This window comes from Agathobaculum sp. TL06, from assembly GCF_054658635.1.
On sequence record NZ_BAAGGY010000007.1, the window covers coordinates 20,824 to 38,126 of the forward strand.

Consider the following 17,303-nt stretch of genomic DNA (forward strand, 5'->3'; position numbering starts at 1 on the left):
AACGTAAAAAGCGGCCTTACGGCCGCTTTTTGCGTTTTACTGCAGCACGATCGCGGGCGTCGCGCCCTTGGCGATCGAGATTTTCTCCACATAGGGAACATGAGCGTAAACGTTCGCCGTGGTCGCGATATCCGCGTGGCCCAGCCATTCCTGGATCTGCTTGAGCGAAAAGCCCTGCTGCAGCAGGATGGTCGCGACCGAATGGCGCAGGTCGTGGAAGCGGATGCGCGGCAGCGCCGCCTTGCGGCACACCCGCTCGAATTCACGCGAAATATAGTCCGGCCGGAGGGGCGAACCGTCCTCATGGCAGCAGACATAGTCGGTCTTGCAGTATTTTTTGCCGTACCGCTTGCGGTTTTCGTTCTGGCGGCGGCGCAGGTCGCTCAGATAGCGCTTGAGCGAGTCGGAAAGCGGCAGGGTGCGGTAGCTGGACTTGGTCTTGACGCTGTCCGCATAAATGACCCGCCCGCCCGACTGCACCGCCGTATGGTTGATGACCATGGTGCGGGCGCGCAGATCGATTGCGCTCCAGCGCAGGCCCGCGCACTCGCTGCGGCGCAGGCCGTAGGTGGCCGCCAGCACGAACGCCGCCTCAGCCGGCGAGTGCAGCGCCGCGGCCAGGAACACGTTGATCTGCGTACGGTCGTACACCTGCCCGCGGTATTTGTAGCGCTTGGGCAGCATCACGTTGTCCGACGGGTTGAGCGGGATGATCTGCAGCGCGACCGCGTATTTCAGGCACTTGTGCATGATGGAGTGGAATTTGACGATCGAGGTCGGCGACAGGCCCTGCGAAAACTTCAGGTTGACAAAGTCCTGGAAATCCATCGGCCGCGCGGTGGCGAGCGTGGTGCCGCGCGCGGTGAAGAACGGCCGGATGTGCTTTTCAAACGCGTAGCGGTAGCCGTCCATCGTGTTTTCGCGAACCTGTGTTTTCATCTGGTCGAGCCACTGGTCCATAAAATCCACGAAAGAGGTTTTGGCCTCCTCCGAATAGCGCAGCCGCATCAGGTCCTCGGGACGCAGCATGAAGTGGATGTAACCGTCCTCCTCATAAATGTGCGGCGTACCCATAACAGGTGACATGTCCATCTTGATAAATCCCCTTTCCGCTTTTTTGATTGGATTTTATTTTATCACAAAAATTCGTATTTCGTCGAATTTTGTCGGTTTATTATGGATTAAGGGGCAGATGCTTCCAGTTATGTATGATTTTTACATTATTCAGGGTTCGGCCGCGTTTTCAAAAAATAACAGTACACAAACATTTCTTTTAATGGTAAAATAGGAATAACAATACCGAAGAGGTGATCGCTGTGAAAAGACTGATATCCGCAGTGCTGACGGCCGCCATGCTGCTGTGCATGCTGCCGGCCGCGCTTGCCGCGTCCGATATCGAAAACCACTGGGCAAAAACCTATCTGACCGAGCTGCACGAGCTGGAGATCATCAACCCGTCCTCGTCCGGCCAGTACACGCCGGACCAGCCGATCGCCCGCTGGGAATTCATGCGCTATATCAACCGCGCGTTTGACTTCACCGAAAAAGCGTCCATCAGCTTTACCGACGTACCCTCCGGCTCCGCTTATTACGACATCGTCGCCACCGCTGTCTATTACGGCTATATCAACGGCGTGGGCAACAACAAAATGGACCCGCAGGGTACGCTCACGCGCGAGCAGGCCGCAACCATCCTGGGCCGCCTGCACAAGTATACGCCGGACGCCGATCCGGACGACATGACGTTTTCGGACAAATCCGCGGTGAGCAGTTACGCCCGCGCATACGTCGCCGAGGCGGTCGCGCTCAAGTACATCAACGGCTATCCCAACGGCACCTTTAAGCCGCAGGGTACCATCACCCGCGGCGAAATCGCCAAGATCCTGTATTATTTCCTCGGCACCTCCCTGCATAAAGAGGGCGGCAGCTACACCGGCGCGGACCTGAACAGCGTTACCGACAACGTCTCCATCACCCAGCCCTGCACCCTGTCGGGCGCAACCATCGACGGCAACCTCTATATCACCGAGGGCGTCGGCGCCGGAAGCGTCACCCTGCAGAACGTCACGGTGGAGGGCAGGATCATCGTCTCCGGCGGCTCGGTCGTGCTGAACGGCGTGTCCGCGCTCGACCTGACCGTTTCCAACCCCTGCGGCCAGACGCTCTCCGTCACCTGCTCGGGCAACACCAGCATCGCGCATACCGAGGTGCAGTCGGACGCCATGCTGTATGAAAGCGGCCTGGGCATCAGCGCGGGCGGCTTCTCCGATCTGGACGTCAACGGCGAAAACCTTTCGCTGACGCTGGACGCCGCGCTCTGGGACGTTAACGTCAAGCAGGCCTGCACCATCCTCACGACCGGCAGCACCACGATCGACAGCCTGACCGCGGACGGCAAGGTCACGATCACCGGCGGCGGCTCGGTGCAGAAGGCCGCGCTCAACGTCAGCGGATGCGACCTGGTGATGGAGCCCTCCACCGTCGAGCTGGCCAGCGGCGTGACCGCGACCATCGCCGGAGAGAGCGTGCAGTCCTCCAACAGCATTTCCATCTCCCCCGCCGCGCTGACGTTCGACGCCGGCAACGCGGATTCCATCGCCCATTCCTATGACTTTACCTTCAACGCGGATAAGGACGACCTGGTCCGCATCACCGTGGATGGCGACACGCTCACGCTCGGCGAGGATTACAACCTGCTGACCGATAAAAACGGCATCCGCATTTACAAGACCTATCTCACCACGCTCGAGGCCGGCACCTATACGGCCAAGCTCACGTTCTCGGACCGCTCGACCGCCGCGCTCACCATCATCACGAGCAATTCCGGCCAGATGGCGGTCAGCCCCTCGCAGATCACGTTTGACAAATACGAGGAATCCGCGGGCTACGCCAATGTGCCGCTCACGATCTCCACACCGGCCGGCGTGACGCTCAGCAGCATCAAGCTCGGCAGCACGGTGCTCGAACGCGGCACGGACTACACCTACAACACCTCCACCGGCCAGGTGGTGCTGATGGCCGAAACGCTCGCCAAAAAGAGCAAGGGCTCGTACACCATCAGCTTCGTACCCAGCAAGGGTTCGTCCACCACCTGCTCGCTGACCATCACGGACTCCAAGCCGGTCAACAAGATCGCGCCGGAGGAGGTCGATTTTGACGCGAACACCAGCTCCGGCGGCTACCGCGATATCACTGTCACCCTGACGCCCGCCAACGATGCGGAGCTGCGCAGGATCCGCTGCAATAACAAGGAGCTGGAGGAGGACTGGCAGTATAAGGTCAGCGGCAACCAGGTCACGCTGAACAAATCCGCGATTTCCGAATTTGCGGAAAAGGGCGCGTCCTATGCGGATTTCACCTTCGTCATGTCGAACGGCCAGAACCCCACGCTCCGCGTCAACTATGTCACCACCTATGCGCTGACCGCGAGCGTCGTGGACGACCTCGGCCTGCCGATCGAGGGCGCGTCCGTCACCTTTACGCCTGCGGACTCCGCCACCGGCACGGCCACCCAGACCGCCACCACGGACGAGGACGGAAAGGCCACCGTATACGTCAAGCGCGGCTCCTATACGTTGACCGCTGCGCATGAGCGCTTCACCGAATCGGTTTCGCAGACGACCAGCGTATCCTCCTCCCGCACGGTCAAGATGACCGGCGAGATACTGGAAACCGTGCAGGTTGTCGTCACCAACAAATACGGCGCCATGCTGTCGGGCGCGGTCGTTTCGATCGGCGGCAAGGCGGCCACCACCGGCGCGGACGGCGTTGCCTCGTTCAGCCTCCGCCGCGACAATTATGTCATCCAGGTCTCCTGCAGCGGCTATACCTCGACGACCAAGCCCATCACTGTCACCGGCAGCATCCGCACACAGGTGCAGCTTGAGTGACGGCCATGCCCGAATAACAACGCCGCCCGGCGCAGGTCGGGCGGCGTTTGTTATTTCCCAAAACGAAAGGCCGGTTTATCCGGCCTTTCGTTTGTCCTGACAAGGGACTGGTATAAAGAGAAGAAAAGAAGTTCGTTTACCGGTAAAATGATGGGAAATGGCGGTAGCTGCGGTCCTCCTCCAGATCATGCGAAAAAATCAGCTTGGCCTGGTATTCCCGCTCGAGCCTGCGCAGGCGCTTGACGCTTTTTTCATAGCCCAGGCTGTCGTACAGAATGGTGGTCGGCCTGGTGGGCGGACCGTAATTGAGGCGGCAGGAGCAGGCATCGTTCGGGAACAGGTAGTTCCCGTTTTCCGCCTCCAGCAGCAGCACCGCGACCGCCGGCGTGTGGCCGGACATCAGGAACAGCCGGACGCCCGGGAACAGCTCAACGTCCTCCTCAAGCAGGTGATAGGTGATCCCGCCCGCGGTGACGACGCTGCGCCAATAGGGGGAGGTGGTTTTCCGCTCCTCGTCATTGGTCAGTGTGGAGAGGCAGGCATACGCAAAATCCTCTCGGGGTACATACACGTTCTGCGCCGCTTTGGTACCCTTGAAAAACTTGATGCCGCCTGCGTGGTCATAATGCATATGGGACAAAATGATACAGGAAATATCCGAAAGCTGGATGCCGTGCCTGGGTAATATCCGATCGACATAATCCTCCCGTTCCATGCGGGGCTGGAAATATTCCTTCCAGTAATCCGGACGGGGGATGCCGTCCTCCCCGTCTGGGAAATCGCCGACATCATACAGGATGTAGCCGACCTCCGGATGGCGGATCAGGATAAACGACGCGGGGAACTCGGAGAACACGCTCTCCGTCCGCGGATGATGCGCGGTCGCCGGATTGGGTACCGCCACATTAAAGGCCGGATCGTTCCAGATCGACCCATACCGGATGATGGCAAATTCAAGTCCTTTCATTTGTTCTGCTCCTTTATGCAGGGGGTTAGTCGTCTTTCTTCATTCCGCTGAGCAGCAGGCCCACCAGGATGATCACACCCTGGATGATATTCTGGTCCCCTGCGTCCATGTTGAGTACCGCGATCAGGCTGGACATGACCACCATGAACAGGCTGGCGAGTATGGTGCCGAAAATGCTGCCCTTGCCGCCGGTGAACGCCGCGCCGCCGAGCAGCGCGACCGCGATCGAGCGCGTCTGGTAGTCCTCGCCGAGCTGCAGGCTGGCGGTGCCGATATAGGCGGATATCTGCAGCCCCGCGAGCGCGGCAAACAGGCCGCAGAGCACATAACAGGTCAATTGTATCCGCACTGGATCAACGCCCGACTGGTACACTGCCATTGGATTGACGCCGGTCGCCATGATATACCGCCCGATTGGCAGGAAACGCATGACCAGTATCACCACCGCCGCGATCACCAGCCAGACGATTGCGGCCATCGGTATCTTTCCGGCAAAGCCGGTACCCAGAAAACGGAAGTTATCCGGAATCGAGCCTTTCGGCGAGCCGCCGCTGTACAGCAGCGTCACGCCCAGCAGCAGTGTGCTCATGCCCAATGTAACCACAAAGCTCGGCATATGCATGACCGCGCACAGGAAGCCGTTGACCAGCCCCACCACCATGCCGATGCACAGGCATAACAGCGCGACCGGCACGGCGCGGGACGGGTCGTTCATCATCATCTGCGCGGCGACTACATCGATCAGCACCATGACTGACGCGACCGACAGGTCCAGCCCGCCGATCATCATAACGATGGTCTGGCCGATCGCGACCAGGATCATCGGCGCTGCCTGGCGGGTAAAGTCAAGCAGGTGCGCCGGCTTGACCGAGTTCGGGGACACAAAGCCCAGTATCACCACCAGCAGAAGCAGGCCCCAGAAAATGATGGGGACGTTCAGCCTGGCAAAGCGGTCTTTCCATTTTATGCTTTTTTCCATTTGCACCGCCCTCACCCTTTCTGCTTATCCTTGATCGAGAACACCAGCACCGTGACCAGCAGGATTAAGCCCTTGAAAACATACTGATAATACGAGCTGACGCCGACCATGTTCAGGATATTGCTGATTCCGGTCAGGATAAAGGTCGAGGCCAGCAGGCCCACGATATTGCCCTGGCCCCCGAACAGGCTCACGCCGCCCAGTACGCAAACGGTCACGGAATCCATGCTGTAGGTCTCGCCCAACGTGGCGTCGCCCGAGCCCATGCGCGCGGCGACGCAAATGCCGCCCACCGCCGCCAGGACCGAGCACAGGATATGCGCCTGCATGCGCACCCGCCCGACCGGTATGCCGGAAAGCGCGGCGGTCGTCGGGTTGCCGCCGACCGCGTACAGGTTCCGTCCCAGACGGCGGCTGCCCAGCAGCCAGACCAGCAGCGCGCCGGCCACCGCCCACAGCAGCACCGCGTGCGGGAAAATGCCGATCCGCCCGAACAGCAGGTCCATGAATTCGTAGGGGATCGACCCGCCCGGCACGGGCCGGATTTTGAGCGCGACGCCGTTGACGATACACATGGTGGACAGCGTCATGATAAACGGCGGGATGCGCAGGCGCACGATGCCGAAGCCGTTGAACACGCCGACCAGCGCGCCCGCGGCCAGCGTAAGAAGGATATTGAGCAGGATACCCGCCGCGCCGCCGGACAGCTCCAGCGACATGATCGCGGTAGACATGCTGACCACCGCGCCGACCGACAGGTCAATGCCCGCCAGCAGTATGGTCAGCACCTGGCCGAGCGCCACGATGCCAAGCCCCACCGCCTGCTCCATGATGTTGCCGAGGTTGATTCCGGTCAGGAAGCGCGGAGAGGATACCGCGCCCACCACCGCAACGGCCAGCAGGATCGCGTAAACGATAAACAGATTGTCATGCCTTTTGATAAACGCACGCAGATTCATACCGCCGCCTCCTTCGCCACGCCCGTCGCAAGGCGCATCACGCTTTCCTCGGTCGCGTCCGCCGCTGCAAGCTCGCCGCTGACGCCGCCGCCGTAAACGACCAGGATGCGGTCGCTGACGTTGAGCACCTCCATCAGGTCGCTTGATACCATCACGACCGCGACCTGTTCCTCGCGCGCCAGCTTTTTAAGCAGCGTATAAATCTCGATTTTTGCCGCCACGTCGATGCCGCGCGTGGGCTCATGCACCAAAAGGACCTTGGGTGCGGGCGACAGGCATTTCCCGAGCAATACCTTCTGCTGGTTGCCGCCGGACAGCTTGCGCACCAGCTTGGCCGAGCTTTCCGCCTTGATGTTCATCAGCTCCATGTAGCGCTGCGTTTCCTGCCGTTCCGCCTGCACGGTGAGGAACGGTCCGGTCTTCAGCCTGCGGAATACCGGCAGGCTGATGTTGCGGTAGATTGGCAGGTCCAGGCACAGGCCCTCGTTTTTCCGGTCGTCGGTCAGGAAGGTGATGCCGTGCGCCATCGCCTCCCTGGTGCTGCGGATGCGGACCTCCTGCCCGTCAATGAAGATTTTCCCCGCGGCCAGCCGGTGCAGCCCAAACAGCGCGCGCAGCAGCTCCCGCTGTCCCTGTCCCTCCAGTCCGGTCACGCCGAGTATCTCTCCCGCGCGAACGGAAAAGCTCGCCGGTCCCTTGCCCGGCGCGATCACCAGGCCTTCGGCCTGCAGCCGCACCTCTCCCGCCGCCGCCTCGTCGCGCGGCGGGAAAATATTATCCAGCTTGCGGCCGACCATCAGGCTGACCACCTCGTCCTTTGTCGTCTCCTCCGTGCGCAGGGTCGCGGCCATAACGCCGTCCTTGAGCACGGTAATACGGTCCGAGATATCAAACACCTCGTTTAAGCGGTGGGATATGTAAATGATCGTCCGCCCTTCGTCCCGCAGCCGGCGCATGGCCGCGAACAGCGAGCTTACCTCCACCGGCGTGAGCGCCGCGGTCGGCTCGTCCATAATGATGATCTGGGTATCCAGCTCGATCGCTTTCATGATCTCGACCATCTGCTGCTGCGCCACCGTCAGGCTGCACACCGGCGCATCCGGTTCCAGCTCCATGCGCATCATGCGGGACAGCTCCTCTGTACGCCGCCGCATGGCCGGAAAATCAAGGTTCCCACCCTTTTTCCGCAGTTGGCGCCCTAAAAAGATATTTTCCGCGATGCTCATGTGCGGCACCAGATTGAATTCCTGATGGATGATGCTGACGCCCGCCTGCTGCGCCTGCAGCGTGCCGGTGAATTTGACCGGCTTGCCGTTCAGGTACAGCTCGCCCGACGTCGGCTGGTAGACGCCGGAAAAAATACGCATCAGCGTGGATTTTCCGGCGCCGTTTTCCCCAACGAGGGTATGGATCTCGCCGGACGTACAGCTAAAGTTTACATGATCAAGCACCAGGTTATCGTAAAACGATTTGCAGATGTCCTTAGCTTCGAGAACCGTCTGTCGCAAATCCATTCCCTCTCTTCCTGTCAATCACTCAAGATAGTACTGGTCCGCTACCTCCTTGGGCATCTTGGTGTTGCACCAATAGGCATCCGAGTATTCCGGCCGGACATACTGGTCAATATCGGCGTCGGTAATCGTCGGCACCGGAATATAGTTGTACTTTTCGATTGGCTCGCCGGCCAGCGCCTTGAGCGCGGCCTCAAGCGCAACCTCGCCCTGCCAGGCGGCGTCGCTCGCCGCGATGGACTTGAAGCCTTCGGACTGCGCTTCCTTCCACAGCTTGAGGAAGCCGTTGCTGTCCTCGCCGGTCATCGGTACCAGCGGGCGTCCCGCCGCCTGGAACGCTTCGATTGCGCCCTGCGTCATGGCGCCGCCCTGCGACCATACGCCGTCAATATCCGGATAAGCCGCGAGCGCCTGCTCGGTCGCCTGCTTGCCCTTGTCATAGGCCCAGTCGGCATAATAGGTGGCGAGGATATTGATGTTCTTGCCGCCGTCCGGCAGCTCGTCCAGCGCTTTTTGCAGCCCCTGGTGGCGCATCTCGCCGACACCCGCACCGGCCGTGCCGTCCAGAACGATGATGTTGCCCTTGCCATCCAGCTCGTTGAGCAGCCATTTACCCATAACATAGCCGAACTCGATCGCGTCCGTACCCACATAGCCGGTAAACGCGCTCTCATCCTCTACCTCGGAGTTAAAGACAATGACCGGTATACCCTGGTCGATCGCTTTTCTGGTCACCGCGTTGGTGGCGGTCGTGGAGCCCGGCGCGACCAGCAGCGCATCGATGCCGCGCGCCATCAGGTCCTGAATATCGGATACCTGCTTGGAGGTATCGCCGCCCGCGTCCGTCGTATACAGGGTCACGCCCGCCTGCTCGGCCGCGTATTCCAGCTCGCGCACCATCTGCACGCGGAACGTGTTGACCACCGAGATGTTGGAAAAGCCGATGGTGTACGGCCCGTCCTTCTTGAACTGCGAGGTATCCACCATGCCCTCGCCCACATCCGTGGTTTCGGCCTGGGCGTCACCCGTATCCTCATCGGTCTGACCGCCCGTTGTCTGGCCGCCGCTTCCGCAGGCGGTCAGGGTCAGCATGCCCGCCAGCAGCAGGCTCAGTAATGACAGCATTCTCTTTTTCATAATATTGCCTCCTTATCTCTTGTCTCTTTCTTCTCCGTCTCCTGTCGGATCGTAGCTTTAGTATAAAGGTCCGCTCCCCGCATGGAAATGCACAAACTTACGAGAAATTTTCGCAGCCCGCCCCACTAACAAAAAAATATCAGAAAAATTCGTACCTCTTTCATTTTCCGCATTATTTTTTCGATATTCCCTATTTATATTGCGTATTTTTTGCAAATATACAACATTTTCCTGCACAATACACCCATGCGGAATTTGTTTCCAGTTGCAACGGCCTCCGGTTTCCGATATGATTTTTTATTATGGTATGCTGCTGCGGCCGCGCGTTTTATCCGCTGCGCCGGACGGAAATGGAGGAATGTTCATGCCGGTCAGAAAACCGCTCCTGCTCGCGATCGCCGCGATTGTCGCCGGCATGCTGCTGGTGGAAAGCGTGATCCTGTTCCAGCCCTCCGGCCGCGGCACAGCCACGCCTGACGTTGTGATCGGCCTTGTGCTGACCGACTGCGAGGACGACTGGAAGCAGCAGATGTACGACAGCATCCAGCAGGCCGCGCGCCGCAGCCATATCCAGGTGACCACCATCCAGACCGCGCGCACGCAGGCCGACCAGATCGACGCGATCCGCACGCTCCTGGTTTACCGGACGAATGCCATCATCTTTTCCCCGGTAATGGAAAACGGCTGGGAATACATCCTGTCCGAAGCCGCGGAGGCCGAAATCCCGCTGATTACGATTAACGAGCGTCTGTCCCAATCCGCCGCGGGCGGCCCGCAGGATAGCGCCTGTCAGGTCTACCACGTCGGCTTCGACTATTACGCCCTGTCCGGCCAGCTTGCGGCAACGCTGTGCCAGAGCGGCAGCGACGGGTTCCAGCTCGTCCAGCTCGGCGGCACAGTAGCCTCCTCGGCGGCGCACGATATCTCGGATGGCTTTCAGGATTCGCTTTCCCAAAGCAGCCAATACCGGCTCTGCTTCAGCGTGGGCGGGGATTATATGCGCTCGCGCGCCTATGAGCTGATCCGCTCCCTGCTGCGCAACGAATATGAATTCGACACCGTGCTGTCCTATAACGATGGAATGACGCTCGGCGTGATCGACGCGCTCGAGGAAAACGGCCTGCGGCCGGGCAGCGACGTGCGTATATTTTCCCTCGGCGGCGGGGAAAGCGTGATGCAGGCCTTTTCCGATGGCAAAATCAACGCGCTCGGCCAGTGCGACCTCACCGATTTCGGCACAACGGTCATCGATCTGGTCTGGATGCTGGAACAGGGCGGGTCGCCCGCGGAGAGCACGCTTCTCCCCGGGACCCTGCTGGTCAACGGGGGGATCGGGCCATGAAAAAACAGCAGAGCATCCAGCGCCGCCTGCATTCCTCCTATCTGTTCATCGTTGGCCTGCTGTCCGTGCCGACCGTACTCCTGCTCCTGTTCCTGCTTCCCACAACCGCGCGTTACCACCAGCATATCAACTATATTTCGGATGCGCGCGCTATCGTCGATCTGTCCGGCGCCCGTCTGGAAAGCGAGCTTTGGGATATCGTTGCCGGCAACCAGGCTTACCAGGCAGGGGCGCAGGAGCATATCATGGACGAGATCTCCACCCGCCTGGACCGCCTGCTTTACGAAACCGAAATCTATGAAAGCCGCCAGCAGGTAGAGGCTGCTGTGCGGCTTGTGGATACGATGTCCTCCTATATGGAGGAGCTGGGCGCGCCCTCCTACCGCCATTCGGTCATGTATTCCAACGAGCAGATCCTGCGCGAGATCCGAAGCGTGTCCGACCTGCTCCACACCGTCCTGCAGGAGTATATTTTCATTGAGATCGGCGTGATTTCGGATATTAACGGCCAGCTCCGCACCTGCTCGGTCGCGATCACCTTTCTCGCCGCGCTGCTGCTGCTGGTCATCATCATGGCGGCGGTGGATTCCTGCCGGTCGGTGCAGCGGGACATCCGCGAGCCGATCGGCAGGCTGGAGGCCATGTCGGTCCAGCTCGCGGCGGGCAACTTGGAGGCGCGCGCCGCGCCGCCCTCCGTATCCGAGCTGGACACCCTGACCCGCAGCCTCAACACCATGGCCGACCAGCTTGACGAGCTGATCGAGAACCGCATTGCGGACCAGCGCAGTCTGCGCAAAGCGGAAATGCGCACCCTGCAGGCGCAGATCACCCCGCATTTTATTTATAACACGCTGGATACGATCGTCTGGCTGGCACAGCAGAAGGAAAATCAGGCGGTCGTGGATATCACAATGGCGCTGACCCAGTTTTTCCGTATCTCGCTGAGCGGCGGCAGCGACTATATCACCGTCGGCCAGGAGCTGTCCCATGTGGAAAGCTATCTGAAAATACAGGCCGTGCGCTATGAAAGCATCATGCAGTACCGCATCGATGTGGAGGAGTCGCTCGCCCCCTGTCCCATCCTCAAGTTGCTGCTTCAGCCCCTTGTGGAGAACGCGATCTATCACGGCATCAAGAAAAAGCGGGGGCGTGGCCTGATTACCGTCACCGGCCGGCGCAATCCCGACCAGACCATGACGTTCTCAGTGTCGGATACCGGCATCGGCATGTCCGCGGAGCGGCTGGCCGAGGTGCGCGCGGCGCTGACCTCGGACGCCGGCCCGCAGGCCGGCTTCGGCCTGTACAACGTCAACCAGCGCATCCGCCTTTATTACAACAACTCCGGCCTGGATATCCAAAGCGCCTACCGGTCCGGCACGACCATATCATTCACCATCCCCTGCCGTATGGACTGACGGAGGAAACGCCATGTATCAATTATTTATTGTGGACGACGAGGAGGTCGTGCGCAAAGGCATCCGCGAGCTTCTGCAGAGCGCGGAAAACCAATACGCCATCTGCGGGGAAGCCTCGGATGGCGAGCTGGCCCTGCCCATGATCCAGGAGCTTAAACCGGATATCCTGCTGACCGATATCCGCATGCCCTTTCTGGACGGCCTGGAGCTGTGCGAAATGATCCGCGCGAAAATGCCCTGGGTGCATATCCTCATCCTGAGCGGCCACGACGAATTTGAATACGCGCGCAAGGCGGTCTCGCTCGGCGTGGATGAATACATCCTCAAGCCGGTCACCATGCCGCAGCTTCTGGGCAGCCTGGAAAAGACCGCGCGCAAAATCGAGGAGGAGCGCGCCTCTTATTTCACCGGCCTGGATACGGAAAACGCCTCCGCACACAAACGCGGGGTAATGGTCAGCCATTTCCTCAACGAGCTGCTGGACGAGGTCTTTTCCGCTTCGGACGCGCTGGCGCGGGCGGAAAAGCTTGGCCTTTCGCTCGCCGCGCGGCAATATCTGATCTGCTGCCTGGACATCCGCTCGGATACAGGGGATGTTTCGGAAAGTCTGCTGCGCCGCCAGTTCTGCCTGCTGCTCGGCCGCATGCTCGACGAACGGGAGGATATCCTGTGGTGCGGCCGCGGGGACGGCTTCCTCCTGCTGCTCAAGGCCGGGGAAAATGACGCGCTCCTCGAAACCGCCTATGAAACCGCGCAGGCGCTCAAACACGAGGCCGAGCGCATGATGAACGCCAGCCTTTCCGCCGGCATCGGCTCGATTGTGCCGCGGTTGAGCGAGCTGCCGCGCTCCTATCAGGATGCCAGGCGCTCGCTCGGCGGGCTGGTCGGCCAGCCGCACGGCTCGATCCTCAGCGCGCTTGATCTGGAGCACGGCCTGTTCCCCCAGTTCGATTTCACCGAAGCGGTCCCGCTTGCGGAACGGCTGCGCCATGTGTCGCAGGAGGATATCGATTTCCTGCTCGAGCACCACTTCGGCTCCGCGCGCGAGGAAAACGGCTCCAGCCTATTGTACCGGTATTACCTGCTGGCCGATCTGGTCGTTTCCTCCATGCGCCTGCTGCAGAGCATCGACGCGGAGCAGCCTGCCATCCTGCGGGACGCGGGAAACAGCGATACCCTGATGAAAGCCGTTGTGACCTATCCGGACACGCTTGCCTTTGCCCGCTCGCTGGTGGAGGCCGTCATCCTGCAGCGCGACCGCAAGCAAGGCGTGCGGTACGGGGAGGAGCTGCAGCGCGCCAAGGACTATATCCGCCGGCATTTTGCGGACAACGACCTTTCGCTCAACACGGTGGCGGCCGAGGTGGGCTTCAGCCCCAACCATTTCAGCACGGTATTTTCCCAGCAGATGGGGCAGACCTTTGTGGAATACCTGACGCGGTTCCGCGTCGAGCAGAGCAAACGCCTGCTGCGCGAGACCGACCTACGGCTCGCCGATATCGCCTACGCCATCGGCTACAATGAGCCGCACTATTTCAGCTATATTTTCAAGAAATACACCGGCATATCGCCCAGTGTCTACCGGAAACAGGCGCAATAAAAAGGGGAGAGCGGCTTCGCTCTCCCCTTTGCTCTGGCTGACCGGTTACAGGCCCATCTCTGCTTTCAGTCTGGCAAGCTCTTCGTCTACCGCGGAGGAAGCGCCCGCCTGGGCGTATTTCTTTTCCAGCTCCGCGGCCTCGTCCTTCGGCTGCCCGTTCAGCTCGGCCATCGCGCTCGAACGGTCGAGCATCTCATCGGCCTTGGCCTCCATGCGCTCGAACGCGCTCATCGCGCCCGCGGCCTTGTCCGCGGACGAGGAAAACTCGTTGACCTTCTGCTGGGTCTTGGCGACCGCGACCTTTGCCTTAATCATTTCGCGGCGGGCGTTCAGCGTGCCAATGTCCTCAACCAGCTTATCGTGCATCTGGCGCATCTTCTGTGCGTTTTCGTGCGCGGCGTCATAGGTCGCCTGCAGCGAGGCCGCCTTTTCGGCAAGCTGCTGCTTTTTGGCGAGGAACACGCGCGCGTCGCCCTCATTTCCGGCCTGCAGCGCCTTACGCGCCAAGCCGTCGTATTTCTCGGTCTCGACCCGATTATCCTCCACCATGCGCTTCGCGCGCGATTCCTGCGCCATCACGCCCGCGGTCTCCTTTTTCACCTCGGCCAGGTTCTCGGTCAGGTCGCGCAGGTATTGGTCGATCATTTTCGCCGGATCCTCCGCCCGATCGAGCAGGTCGTTGATGTTTGCCTTGATAATGTCGGTGAAGCGTTCCAGAATGCCCATGATTTTTTACTCCTTTTCCACACGGTTTCTTTTTTGCTTATGGTTTATCCTCATATTTCTTTGCCAGATCCTCAACTTCCTGGTCTCCGAACTTTTCCAGCGGCGTTTTCAGGATCTCCTCGGCGCGCTTCTGCTCCCGCTCCCGCTGCTCGCGGCGCTTTTTGAGCGTCAGGAACACCAGAACCGCCACGACCACCACGGCGGCGCAGACCGCCACCGGTACCACGGGCGATCGGGTCACGGTCATGATCCGCTCGCCGGTTTTGGCAAAGGCGTTGGAGAAAATCTCCTCCTCGCTGATCGAATAGTCGCTGTAATACCGGTCCAGATAGTCGGCGAGGATGCCGACCGCCTCGTCGTCCATCACGGACTTGGCCATGCTGCCGGCCGTATAGCCGCAGTTGTAGGAGCCATGCCCGTCGTCGCAGAACACCAGCAGGAAATGCCCCTCATCCTGAAACAGCTGCGGATACAGCTCCTCCGCTTTTTCGGTCAGCTCGCTGACCGAGGTAACCGCGCCGTTTGGCAGCAGGTACAGGTAGGGCTGCACACCCGTTTCCCGATAAAACTGCTTCATGCCGGCCTCCAGACGGTTGGCGTTGCCAAACCAGCCGCCCTCGTCCGTATAATAGCCGGTCTCCTGCACGGCCGAGGCGGGCAGCTTTTCCCGCTCCACCGTGGACCTGGCCACCCCGCCGCCCGAGGAGAGACCGCCCGAAGCCAGCAGAACGCCGATAAACAGCAGCACGGCGATCACGGCAACCAGCACCGTCATGCCGCGTCCGCCGCCGTTTCCACCGCTCGGCCCGCCGCCGCCTCCGCCGCCGTAGTAACGGCGCGAATTGTGAATAATAACCGGTCCCGTGCGGAACCCGCCGAAGCCGCCGCGGAACCCGCCGCCGCCAAAGCTGCCGCCGCTGCGTCCTCCGCCGCCGGAAAAACCGCCGGAGGACCGTCCGCCGCCGCGGAAGCCACCCCCGCCGCGGAACCCGCCGCCTCCTGATCTTCCCATTCTGTTCCCCCTCCGTCAGTTTTTTTCCGCCCTGCAGGTATCGCGCAGGTGCTTGATTACGTCATGCCGCGTGACGATGCCGATAAACATGCCGCGTCCATCCGCGACCGGCACAAAGTTCTGTGCGGTTACGAGCTCCACCATATCCTCCATTTTGGCGTCGATGCTCACCGACCGGTGCCGCACGCGGCGCTCGACCTCGCCCACGGTCATTTTTTCGAGCTGCTCCGGCGTTTTGCGCAGCAGAAGGCGCAGGAAGTCCCCCTCCCCGATCGTGCCGATGTAACGCCCCTTATGGTCGATCACCGGAATCGCGGTAAACCCGCTTTTCATCATATCGTCAAGCGCCTGCCGCACCGGACAGTCGTCGAACAGGTACGAAACCTCTATTTTCGGTTTGAGAAAAAAAGATATGTTCATGTGGTTTTCCTCCGTTTGATTCCTCTGTTATTGTATAATGCCGCGGCCTGCCGGTCAACCGTTATCGGTCAATACTTACAGTTTATTTACAATTTGACAGGGTATTCTTGTAAAAGTTGACAGCCGGCCGCGGCCGCAGCAAAAAAATATGCCCTGCAGCCTTGACTTATGCTCTTTTAACTGCTAAACTGTAAAAGTCAACAGGCTTTACCGGTTTTTGACACGCATTTTATGCAGAAAAGGGGTTTACTCATGAAAAAGAGATTGCTCGCCGCACTGATGGCCGGCGCGATGGCGCTTTCCATGGCTGCCTGCGGCAATTCCAACACCGATTCCACGACCCAGGACAACGACGCCAGCGGCGACGATACCGCCGCCCAGGCCGGCGAATACAACGTCGGCATCGTACAGCTTGTACAGCATCCGGCGCTCGACCTGGCCACGCAGGGCTTCCAGGATAAGCTCGAGGAGCTGGTCACCGCGGCCGGCGGCTCGGTAAAATTTGATCCCCAGAACGCTTCGGGCGAATCCGCCAACTGCACCACCATCGTCAACGGCTTTGTTTCCTCGAATGTGGACCTGATCATGGCCAACGCCACGGCGGCGCTGCAGGCCGCGCAGGCCGCAACCGCGGATATCCCGATCCTCGGCACCTCGATTTCGGACTACGGCACCGCGCTCGGCGTGGAGGGCTGGACCAGCACCTCGACCAGCGGCGCGAATATCTCCGGCACGACCGACCTCGCCCCGCTTGATGGGCAGGCCGAAATGTTGCAGGAGCTGTTTCCAGATGCAAAGAACGTGGGCCTGCTGTTCTGCTCGGCCGAGCCGAACTCCCGCTACCAGGTGGACACCATCAGGCCCTTCCTGGAGGAGATGGGCTACACCTGCACCGAGTACGCTTTCACGGACTCGAATGACGTAGCCTCCGTCACCCAGAACGCGGCTTCCGCCTGCGACGTCATCTATATCCCCACGGATAACACCGCTGCCTCCTGCACGGAAGCGATCGCCAACGTGGTCCTGCCGGCGGGTGTGCCGGTTATCGCGGGCGAGCAGGGCATCTGCGAGGGCTGCGGCGTGGCCACCCTGTCCATCGACTATTACGAGCTGGGCGAGGTCACCGGTGAGATGGCGTTCGAAGTCCTTGTCAACGGCGCGAACCCGGGCGAAATGACCATCGAGCCCGCGCCCAACTTCACCAAGATGTACAACGCCGCCAACTGCGAGACGCTCGGCATCACCATTCCGGACGGCTACGAGGCAATCGGCGAATAACCCGACCCACCGGACGAAAAAAGCGGAAAAGGCTTTGCTTTTCCGCTTTTTTTTGTTATACTATATG

14 protein-coding genes are annotated in these 17,303 nt (G+C 60.3%); 5 read left to right on the top strand and 9 right to left on the bottom strand.

All coding sequences use genetic code 11. The features are described from left to right. Positions 1–36: 36 nt before the first annotated feature. Entirely contained in the window at positions 37–1,092 is a 1,056-nt protein-coding gene (locus tag ACYQ3S_RS05405) for a tyrosine-type recombinase/integrase (protein WP_459687681.1), read from the bottom strand. A gap of 224 nt (positions 1,093–1,316) precedes the next feature. On the opposite strand from ACYQ3S_RS05405, the gene ACYQ3S_RS05410 reads away from it, so the two are divergent. Continuing rightward, a complete protein-coding gene (locus ACYQ3S_RS05410) occupies positions 1,317–3,890 on the top strand; it encodes a X2-like carbohydrate binding domain-containing protein (protein ID WP_459687682.1) in 2,574 nt (857 codons plus the stop codon). Between the two features lie 136 nt (positions 3,891–4,026). Here ACYQ3S_RS05410 and ACYQ3S_RS05415 read toward each other — a convergent pair whose 3' ends face one another. The 5 genes from ACYQ3S_RS05415 to ACYQ3S_RS05435 are packed head-to-tail and all read right to left on the bottom strand — an operon-like array spanning position 4,027 to position 9,443. Next, positions 4,027–4,857, bottom strand: coding sequence for an N-acyl homoserine lactonase family protein (locus ACYQ3S_RS05415; RefSeq protein ID WP_459687683.1), 831 nt, complete (start codon positions 4,855–4,857; stop codon positions 4,027–4,029). 25 nt (positions 4,858–4,882) lie between these two features. Then, the gene (locus tag ACYQ3S_RS05420; RefSeq protein ID WP_459687684.1) at positions 4,883–5,836 is read right to left on the bottom strand and encodes an ABC transporter permease; all 954 of its coding nucleotides are present in this window, start codon (positions 5,834–5,836) and stop codon (positions 4,883–4,885) included. Positions 5,837–5,847: 11 nt separating this feature from the next. Then, positions 5,848–6,795: an ABC transporter permease gene (locus tag ACYQ3S_RS05425; protein WP_054326634.1), complete on the bottom strand. Its 948-nt coding sequence runs from the start codon at positions 6,793–6,795 to the stop codon at positions 5,848–5,850. Then, the gene (locus tag ACYQ3S_RS05430; RefSeq protein WP_459687685.1) at positions 6,792–8,309 is read right to left on the bottom strand and encodes a sugar ABC transporter ATP-binding protein; all 1,518 of its coding nucleotides are present in this window, start codon (positions 8,307–8,309) and stop codon (positions 6,792–6,794) included. The genes ACYQ3S_RS05425 and ACYQ3S_RS05430 overlap by 4 nt, the downstream gene beginning before the upstream one ends. An 18-nt stretch (positions 8,310–8,327) precedes the next feature. Further along, complete coding sequence (locus tag ACYQ3S_RS05435; protein ID WP_459687686.1) at positions 8,328–9,443, bottom strand: substrate-binding domain-containing protein; 1,116 nt, start codon at positions 9,441–9,443, stop codon at positions 8,328–8,330. Positions 9,444–9,807: 364 nt separating this feature from the next. On the opposite strand from ACYQ3S_RS05435, the gene ACYQ3S_RS05440 reads away from it, so the two are divergent. The 3 genes from ACYQ3S_RS05440 to ACYQ3S_RS05450 are packed head-to-tail and all read left to right on the top strand — an operon-like array spanning position 9,808 to position 13,800. After that, positions 9,808–10,785, top strand: a complete 978-nt coding sequence (locus tag ACYQ3S_RS05440; RefSeq protein ID WP_459687687.1) for a substrate-binding domain-containing protein — start codon at positions 9,808–9,810, stop codon at positions 10,783–10,785. Next, positions 10,782–12,200, top strand: coding sequence for a sensor histidine kinase (locus tag ACYQ3S_RS05445; RefSeq protein WP_459687688.1), 1,419 nt, complete (start codon positions 10,782–10,784; stop codon positions 12,198–12,200). The genes ACYQ3S_RS05440 and ACYQ3S_RS05445 overlap by 4 nt, the downstream gene beginning before the upstream one ends. A 13-nt stretch (positions 12,201–12,213) precedes the next feature. Then, on the top strand, positions 12,214–13,800 hold the full coding sequence (locus ACYQ3S_RS05450) for a response regulator (protein ID WP_459687689.1): 1,587 nt from the start codon (positions 12,214–12,216) through the stop codon (positions 13,798–13,800). Positions 13,801–13,845: 45 nt separating this feature from the next. On the opposite strand, the gene ACYQ3S_RS05455 is transcribed toward ACYQ3S_RS05450, so the two are convergent. The 3 genes from ACYQ3S_RS05455 to ACYQ3S_RS05465 are packed head-to-tail and all read right to left on the bottom strand — an operon-like array spanning position 13,846 to position 15,958. Continuing rightward, positions 13,846–14,526 carry a PspA/IM30 family protein gene (locus tag ACYQ3S_RS05455; protein WP_459687690.1) on the bottom strand — a complete coding sequence of 227 codons (681 nt, stop codon included), beginning with the start codon at positions 14,524–14,526 and terminating at the stop codon, positions 13,846–13,848. Between the two features lie 37 nt (positions 14,527–14,563). After that, positions 14,564–15,538 carry a hypothetical protein gene (locus ACYQ3S_RS05460; protein ID WP_459687691.1) on the bottom strand — a complete coding sequence of 325 codons (975 nt, stop codon included), beginning with the start codon at positions 15,536–15,538 and terminating at the stop codon, positions 14,564–14,566. Positions 15,539–15,553: 15 nt separating this feature from the next. Then, entirely contained in the window at positions 15,554–15,958 is a 405-nt protein-coding gene (locus tag ACYQ3S_RS05465) for a CBS domain-containing protein (RefSeq protein ID WP_459687692.1), read from the bottom strand. Between the two features lie 252 nt (positions 15,959–16,210). Here ACYQ3S_RS05465 and ACYQ3S_RS05470 point away from each other — a divergent pair, with 252 nt between their 5' ends. Further along, positions 16,211–17,236: an ABC transporter substrate-binding protein gene (locus tag ACYQ3S_RS05470; protein WP_459687693.1), complete on the top strand. Its 1,026-nt coding sequence runs from the start codon at positions 16,211–16,213 to the stop codon at positions 17,234–17,236. Positions 17,237–17,303 lie beyond the last annotated feature (67 nt).

Coding starts and splice junctions, on each gene's coding strand:
- ACYQ3S_RS05405 (WP_459687681.1), bottom strand. CDS start 1,092: ATGGACATGTCACCTGTTATGGGTACGCCGCACATTTATGAGGAGGAC.
- ACYQ3S_RS05455 (WP_459687690.1), bottom strand. CDS start 14,526: ATGGGCATTCTGGAACGCTTCACCGACATTATCAAGGCAAACATCAAC.
- ACYQ3S_RS05465 (WP_459687692.1), bottom strand. CDS start 15,958: ATGAACATATCTTTTTTTCTCAAACCGAAAATAGAGGTTTCGTACCTG.
- ACYQ3S_RS05440 (WP_459687687.1), top strand. CDS start 9,808: ATGCCGGTCAGAAAACCGCTCCTGCTCGCGATCGCCGCGATTGTCGCC.
- ACYQ3S_RS05430 (WP_459687685.1), bottom strand. CDS start 8,309: ATGGATTTGCGACAGACGGTTCTCGAAGCTAAGGACATCTGCAAATCG.
- ACYQ3S_RS05420 (WP_459687684.1), bottom strand. CDS start 5,836: ATGGAAAAAAGCATAAAATGGAAAGACCGCTTTGCCAGGCTGAACGTC.
- ACYQ3S_RS05425 (WP_054326634.1), bottom strand. CDS start 6,795: ATGAATCTGCGTGCGTTTATCAAAAGGCATGACAATCTGTTTATCGTT.
- ACYQ3S_RS05460 (WP_459687691.1), bottom strand. CDS start 15,538: ATGGGAAGATCAGGAGGCGGCGGGTTCCGCGGCGGGGGTGGCTTCCGC.
- ACYQ3S_RS05470 (WP_459687693.1), top strand. CDS start 16,211: ATGAAAAAGAGATTGCTCGCCGCACTGATGGCCGGCGCGATGGCGCTT.
- ACYQ3S_RS05435 (WP_459687686.1), bottom strand. CDS start 9,443: ATGAAAAAGAGAATGCTGTCATTACTGAGCCTGCTGCTGGCGGGCATG.
- ACYQ3S_RS05445 (WP_459687688.1), top strand. CDS start 10,782: ATGAAAAAACAGCAGAGCATCCAGCGCCGCCTGCATTCCTCCTATCTG.
- ACYQ3S_RS05450 (WP_459687689.1), top strand. CDS start 12,214: ATGTATCAATTATTTATTGTGGACGACGAGGAGGTCGTGCGCAAAGGC.
- ACYQ3S_RS05415 (WP_459687683.1), bottom strand. CDS start 4,857: ATGAAAGGACTTGAATTTGCCATCATCCGGTATGGGTCGATCTGGAAC.